Below are 6,010 nucleotides of genomic sequence, written 5' to 3' on the forward strand. Positions count from 1 at the left end.
TCGCCCTTCTGGTTCATGATCGCCTGACCGATATGCACGATCTCCGAAGCCTGGTAGCCGAAGCAGTGCACACCGAGGATCTGCAGGGTTTCGCGGTGGAACAGGATCTTCAGCATGCCCACCGGCTCATGGGAAATCTGCGCCCGGGCCATGCTCTTGAAGAAGGCCTTGCCCACTTCGTAGGGAATCTTGGCCTGGGTCAGTTCGCGCTCGTTCTTGCCGATCGAGCTGATCTCCGGAATGGTGTAGATGCCGGTCGGCACATCGTCGACGAATCGCCAGCTGTCGTTGTCGACTATATTCCCGGCCGCCGAGCGCCCCTGGTCGTAGGCGGCGCTGGCCAGGCTGGGCCAGCCAATGACATCGCCCGCGGCATAGATGTTGGAGATCGAAGTGCGGTAATTCTGATCGACCTCGATCTGGCCGCGACTGTTGACCTTGATGCCAATATTCTCCAGGCCCAGCTGGTCGGTATTACCGGTACGGCCGTTACACCAGAGAAAGGCATCGGCCTTGATCTTCTTGCCGGATTTGAGGTGCAGAATCACCCCGTTCTCCAGGCCCTCGATGCTCTCGTACTCTTCGTTATGGCGAATCAGCACGTTGTTGTTGCGCAGGTGGTAACTCAGCGCGTCGGAAATTTCCGCATCGAGGAAACTGAGCAGCTGATCGCGGTTGTCGATCAGGTCGACCACCACCCCCAGACCGCTGAAGATCGACGCGTATTCGCAACCAATCACCCCGGCGCCGTAGATGATCAGCCGGCGCGGGGTGTGGCTGAGGTTGAGGATGGTGTCGCTGTCATAGACCCGCGGATGACCGAAATCCACATCCGCCGGCCGGTAAGGGCGCGAGCCGGTGGCGATGACGATCTGCTTGGCCACCAGTTTTTCCACCACGCCATTCGGGCACACCACTTCGATGGTCTGCTCATCGGCAAAGCTGCCGGTGCCGAAGAACACATCGATGCGGTTGCGCGCGTAGTAGCCGGTGCGCGAGGTGACCTGCTTGGCGATCACCCGCTCGGCGCTCTTCAGCACATCCGGGAAGGAGAACCAGCGCGGCTCGCCGATCTGGCGGAACATCGGGTTGGTGTTGAACTGCATGATCTGCCGTACCGAATGGCGCAGCGCCTTGGACGGAATGGTGCCCAGGTGGGTGCAGTTGCCGCCGACCTCGCGGCGGCTGTCGACCACCGCCACCTTGCGCCCGGCTTTGGCGGCGTTCATCGCCGCCCCCTCACCCGCCGGACCCGAGCCCAGCACCACCACATCGTAGTTGTAGACCGCCATGTTTACTCCTTCAGATCACACCGGAGCACTTATGTCGCACTCTCGGCAGGGCCAGCACTGCATCAGGCAGCCTGGCAATCGGTACTTTAGTCGCAGCAGCTTAAGGCTCGGGCCACTGCAAAACGATTAGCGCTTGGTCGCGTCCTAAACCAGCCGCTTGGGGCTGCTCTCGGCCGTGCCACTGTTGAATTCTTCGCCCTTCTCGCGGCTAGCGCCGCAGATCGAACATTGCTTTTCGATACCCATATTGGTGAAACCAGCACAGGAGCCGGCAATCGGCCTGCGCCCCATGCTTACAGCAACCGCCATCGAGGGCACCACCAGCAGCATGCTGTAAAAAACCATTAACCCAATCATTGCTCTTCGGCAGCGAATAGCTGCTGGAAAGCGCGCGTACTCTGTGTGACGAAGCCCTCACCCGCGCGGGTCACGAAAAACGCCGCAATGCCCTGGCGCTCGGCAAAGGCCAGGCCACGCTCGGGGCCCAGCACCATTAGCACTGTAGACAAGCCATCGGCGCGCAAGGCCGACCGATCGGCCACTGTCACCGCCGCCAGTTTGTGCATGACAGGTGCACCCGCTGCAGGGTCGAGGGTATGGGAGTAACGCCGGCCATTCTCTTCGAAGTAATTACGGTAGTCACCCGAGGTGGAAATCCCGTAGCCATCCAGCGCCAAGATCCGCTGCGCGACGCGCTGCCCCTCCTGCGGCGCTTCCAGCCCGATGCGCCACAACTGGCCATCCGGCTTTCTGCCAGCGGCCTTCAGCTCCCCCGTCACTTCCACCAGATAACTGTCGACGCCCAACTCATTCAGACGCTGGACGATGCGATCCACCGCATAACCGGCGGCAATGCCATTGAAGTCCAGCTGGATGTCGGCATCCTTGCACAGTTGCTCGCCGTCGACACGCAGATACTGCATACCGCTGCGTTGACGCGCGGCGGCCAACAACTCCGGCGCCGGCACCTGCTCGCCCCGCGCCTTGGGACCAAAACCCCAGAGGTCGAGCAAAGGCTCCAAAGTCAGATCGAAGGCCCCCTGGCTCTGCTGATTGAGCAGCCGCCCCGCCTCCACCAGCTGCAGCACCGCCCCCGGCATGGCCTGGCAGCTGCCCGCGGGCGCCTGGTTGAACTGCTCGACCAAAGAATCGGCACGATACGTGGACAACTGCCGGTCCAGCTCGGCCAGGATGGCGCCGGTCTCGCCCTTGAGCAGCTCGCGATCGGGGGAATCCTTACCGCGTACATATTGGATCGAGTAGCTGCTGCCCATGGTCGGGCCGCCGAACGCTTCGATACGCTCGGACGACCAGCAACCGCTTAGGGCTACCGCCAAGGCGCCAGCGATAACGGGCTGGAATAGCAGGTAATTCATGCTTAATCGCCAAAATCCTTGAGCAGGGTATTCTCCTCCTCCACACCCAATCGACCAACAGCTTGATAACAGCCGCGACCAGGGTTACTGCGCAATAAAAAACGGGAGCCTGGGCTCCCGTTTTTCATCTCAGCTAAGGCTTAGTGCGGAAAAGCCGGCGGGTTGACCCCTGCCATTTCTTCCATCACGCGCACCACCTGGCAGCTGTAGCCGAACTCGTTGTCGTACCACACGTAGAGCACGACACGGTTGTCGTTGGCGATGGTCGCCTCGGCATCCACCACACCGGCGTGGCGCGAGCCGACGAAGTCGGTGGAGACCACTTCCTGGGAGCTGACGAAATCGATCTGCTTCTGCAGGTCCGAATGCATGGCCATCTGGCGCAGGTACTCGTTGACCTCTTCACGGGTGGTGGACTTCTCCAGGTTCAGGTTGAGAATGGCCATCGACACGTTCGGCGTCGGTACGCGAATGGCGTTGCCGGTCAGCTTGCCTTTGAGTATCGGCAGGGCCTTGGCGGCTGCGGTGGCGGCACCGGTTTCGGTGATCACCATGTACAGCGGCGCGCTACGACCACGGCGATCGCCCTTGAGCTCGTTGTCGATCAGGTTCTGGTCGTTGGTGTAGCTGTGCACGGTTTCCACATGACCATTGACTATGCCGTACTGGTCGTTGATCGCTTTCAGCACCGGCACTATGGCGTTGGTGGTGCAGGAAGCGGCCGAGATGATCTTGTCATCGGCGGTGATTTCACTGTGGTTGATGCCGTGCACTATGTTCTTCAGCGCGCCCTTGCCCGGCGCGGTCAGCACCACGCGGTCGACACCCGGGCAGGCCAGGTGCTGGCCCAGGCCCTCGGCGTCACGCCATACGCCGGTGTTGTCCACCAGCAGAGCGTTCTTGATGCCGTACTGGGTGTAGTCGACTTCCTTCGGGTCCTTGGCGTAGATCACCTGGATCAGGTTGCCGTTGGCCGTCAGGGTGTTGTTGGCTTCGTCGATGGTGATGGTGCCGTCAAACTTGCCATGTACCGAGTCGCGACGCAGCAGGCTGGCGCGCTTGACCAGGTCATTGGTCGCGCCTTTGCGCACGACTATGGCGCGCAGGCGCAGGCCATCGCCGCCACCGGTTTTCTCGATCAGGATGCGCGCCAGCAGGCGGCCGATACGACCGAAGCCGTAGAGCACCACGTCGGTGCCTTCGCGGCCCGAACCGTTCTGCTTGCCGACCACATCGGCCAGCTCGTCCTTGACGAACTGCTCGATGCTGCGGCCAGCGCCTTCGGCCTTGAACTTGCTGACCATCTTGCCCAGATCCACGGAGGCGGCGCCCAGTTTGAGCTCGCTCATGGTTTTCAGGATCGGGAAGGTTTCGTGTACCGACAGCTCGGCGTCGTCGGCCAGACGGTGACGGGCGAAGCGGTGGGCTTTGAGGATGTCGATCACCGAACGGTTGATCAGACCACGTCCGTAGATCGAGGTGACCACGCTGTTGTTACGGTAGAGTTGACCAATCATCGGAATCATCGCTTCCGCAAGGGCTTCTCGATCGATCCACTCACCGAGACACTGGTCGGGCTTCTGAGTCACGGGCAGTACCTTCCACATGTAGGGGCTGAAAAAAGGGGCTACATTATGACGGCGCACGCTTGCATGAGCAATGCACGGCTGTCGTAACTGACACCGCCCATAAACGCCCGCTACAATCGGCGACCTTGTGCCTTGACCGTGAGCCGCCCGTGTCCGTACTGCGTCTGCCGTCCCTGCCGGCCACCGCCGGAAAACAACATTGGGGCAACCTGCCCGGTGCCGCGTTGAGCCTGGCGATTGCCGAAGCCGCCAGCGCTGCCCGACGCTTTACCCTGCTGCTGACCGCCGACAGCCAGAGCGCCGAGCGCCTGCAGGAAGAGCTGAGTTTCTTCGCCCCGACGCTGCCGGTGCTGCATTTCCCCGACTGGGAAACCCTGCCCTACGACCTGTTCTCGCCGCACCAGGACATCATTTCCCAGCGCATCGCCGCACTCTATCGCCTGCCGGAGCTGAAACACGGCGTGCTGGTAGTGCCGATCACCACCGCCCTACACCGCCTGGCGCCGAAACGTTTTCTGCTCGGCAGCAGCCTGGTGCTGCAGGTGGGGCAGCGCCTCGACCTCAATCAGATGCGCAGCAGCCTGGAGGCGGCGGGCTACCGCTGCGTCGATACGGTGTACGAGCATGGCGAGTTCGCCGTGCGCGGCGCCCTGATCGACCTGTTCCCCATGGGCAGCAATCAGCCTTATCGCATCGACCTGTTCGACGACGAGATCGAAACCCTGCGCACCTTCGACCCGGAGACCCAGCGTTCGATCGACAAGGTCGAGTCGATCAAGCTGCTGCCGGCCAAGGAATTCCCCCTGGAGAAGAAGGCCGTCACCGATTTCCGCGGGCGCTTTCGCGAGCGCTTCGATGTGGATTTCCGCCGTTGCCCTATCTATCAGGACCTGTCGACCGGCATCACCCCGGCGGGTATCGAGTATTACCTGCCGCTGTTCTTCGAAGAAACCGCCACCCTGTTCGACTACCTGCCGCAGGACACCCAGGTGTTTTCCCTACCCGGTATCGAGAAGGCCGCCGAACACTTCTGGGTCGACGCCCGCAGCCGCTACGAAGAACGCCGGGTCGATCCGGAGCGCCCGCTGTTGCCGCCCGCCGATATCTTCCTGCCGGTGGAAGACTGCTTCGCCCGCCTGAAGAACTGGCCGCGGGTGGTGGTCAGCCAGGACGATATAGAAGAAGGGGTCGGCCGCCAGCGCTTTAACGCACAAGCGCTGCCGGACCTGGCGATCCAGGCCAAGGCGACTGAACCCCTGGCCGCGCTACGGCGCTTTATCGAGGAACATCCGGGCCGCGTGCTGTTCTGCGCCGAGTCGGCGGGACGGCGCGAGGTGCTGCTGGAGCTGCTGGCGCGCCTCAAGCTCAAACCCAACGAATTCGACAGCTGGCCGGCCTTCGTCGAAAGCCGCGAACGCCTGGGCATCTGCATCGCCCCGCTGGATGACGGCCTGCTGCTGGACAACCTGGCCCTGGTGGCGGAAAGCCCGCTGTTCGGCCAACGGGTGATGCAGCGCCGGCGCCGCGAGAAGTCCCGCGATGGCGGCGATAACGTCATCAAGAACCTCGCCGAACTGCGAGAAGGCGCGCCTGTGGTGCATATCGATCATGGCGTCGGCCGCTACCTGGGCCTGGTCACCCTGGAGATCGAAGGCCAGGCCGCCGAATTCCTCGCCCTGATGTACGCCGAGGAAGCCAAGCTCTATGTGCCGGTGGCCAGCCTGCACCTGATCGCCCGCTACACCGGCAGCGA

At 62.3% G+C, this 6,010-nt stretch carries 5 protein-coding genes; 1 reads left to right on the top strand and 4 read right to left on the bottom strand.

Annotated elements, in window-relative coordinates; all coding sequences use genetic code 11:
* From sthA to Q8Q83_RS03540, 4 genes are all read right to left on the bottom strand, one after another.
* Positions 1–1,292, bottom strand: a 1,292-nt coding sequence (sthA, locus tag Q8Q83_RS03525; protein WP_305621165.1) for a Si-specific NAD(P)(+) transhydrogenase, incomplete at its 3' end; no start/stop codon positions are given.
* A gap of 144 nt (positions 1,293–1,436) precedes the next feature.
* Entirely contained in the window at positions 1,437–1,649 is a 213-nt protein-coding gene (nqrM, locus tag Q8Q83_RS03530) for a (Na+)-NQR maturation NqrM (protein ID WP_305621167.1), read from the bottom strand.
* A complete protein-coding gene (locus tag Q8Q83_RS03535) occupies positions 1,646–2,668 on the bottom strand; it encodes an FAD:protein FMN transferase (protein WP_305621169.1) in 1,023 nt (340 codons plus the stop codon). Before Q8Q83_RS03535 ends, nqrM begins: the two co-directional genes overlap by 4 nt.
* A 140-nt stretch (positions 2,669–2,808) precedes the next feature.
* Complete coding sequence (locus Q8Q83_RS03540; protein ID WP_305621171.1) at positions 2,809–4,275, bottom strand: glyceraldehyde-3-phosphate dehydrogenase; 1,467 nt, start codon at positions 4,273–4,275, stop codon at positions 2,809–2,811.
* Positions 4,276–4,406: 131 nt separating this feature from the next.
* On the opposite strand from Q8Q83_RS03540, the gene Q8Q83_RS03545 reads away from it, so the two are divergent.
* A partial coding sequence (locus tag Q8Q83_RS03545; RefSeq protein ID WP_305621172.1) for a CarD family transcriptional regulator occupies positions 4,407–6,010 on the top strand: 1,604 nt, incomplete at its 3' end.

The organism is Pseudomonas sp. (assembly GCF_030696055.1).
In the GTDB taxonomy this organism is placed as follows: Bacteria; Pseudomonadota; Gammaproteobacteria; order Pseudomonadales; family Pseudomonadaceae; genus Aquipseudomonas.

What these genes read in the sequence shown, in the direction of transcription:
- nqrM (WP_305621167.1), bottom strand. Translation starts at nt 1,649, where the DNA reads ATGATTGGGTTAATGGTTTTTTACAGCATGCTGCTGGTGGTGCCCTCG.
- Q8Q83_RS03535 (WP_305621169.1), bottom strand. Translation starts at nt 2,668, where the DNA reads ATGAATTACCTGCTATTCCAGCCCGTTATCGCTGGCGCCTTGGCGGTA.
- Q8Q83_RS03540 (WP_305621171.1), bottom strand. Translation starts at nt 4,275, where the DNA reads ATGTGGAAGGTACTGCCCGTGACTCAGAAGCCCGACCAGTGTCTCGGT.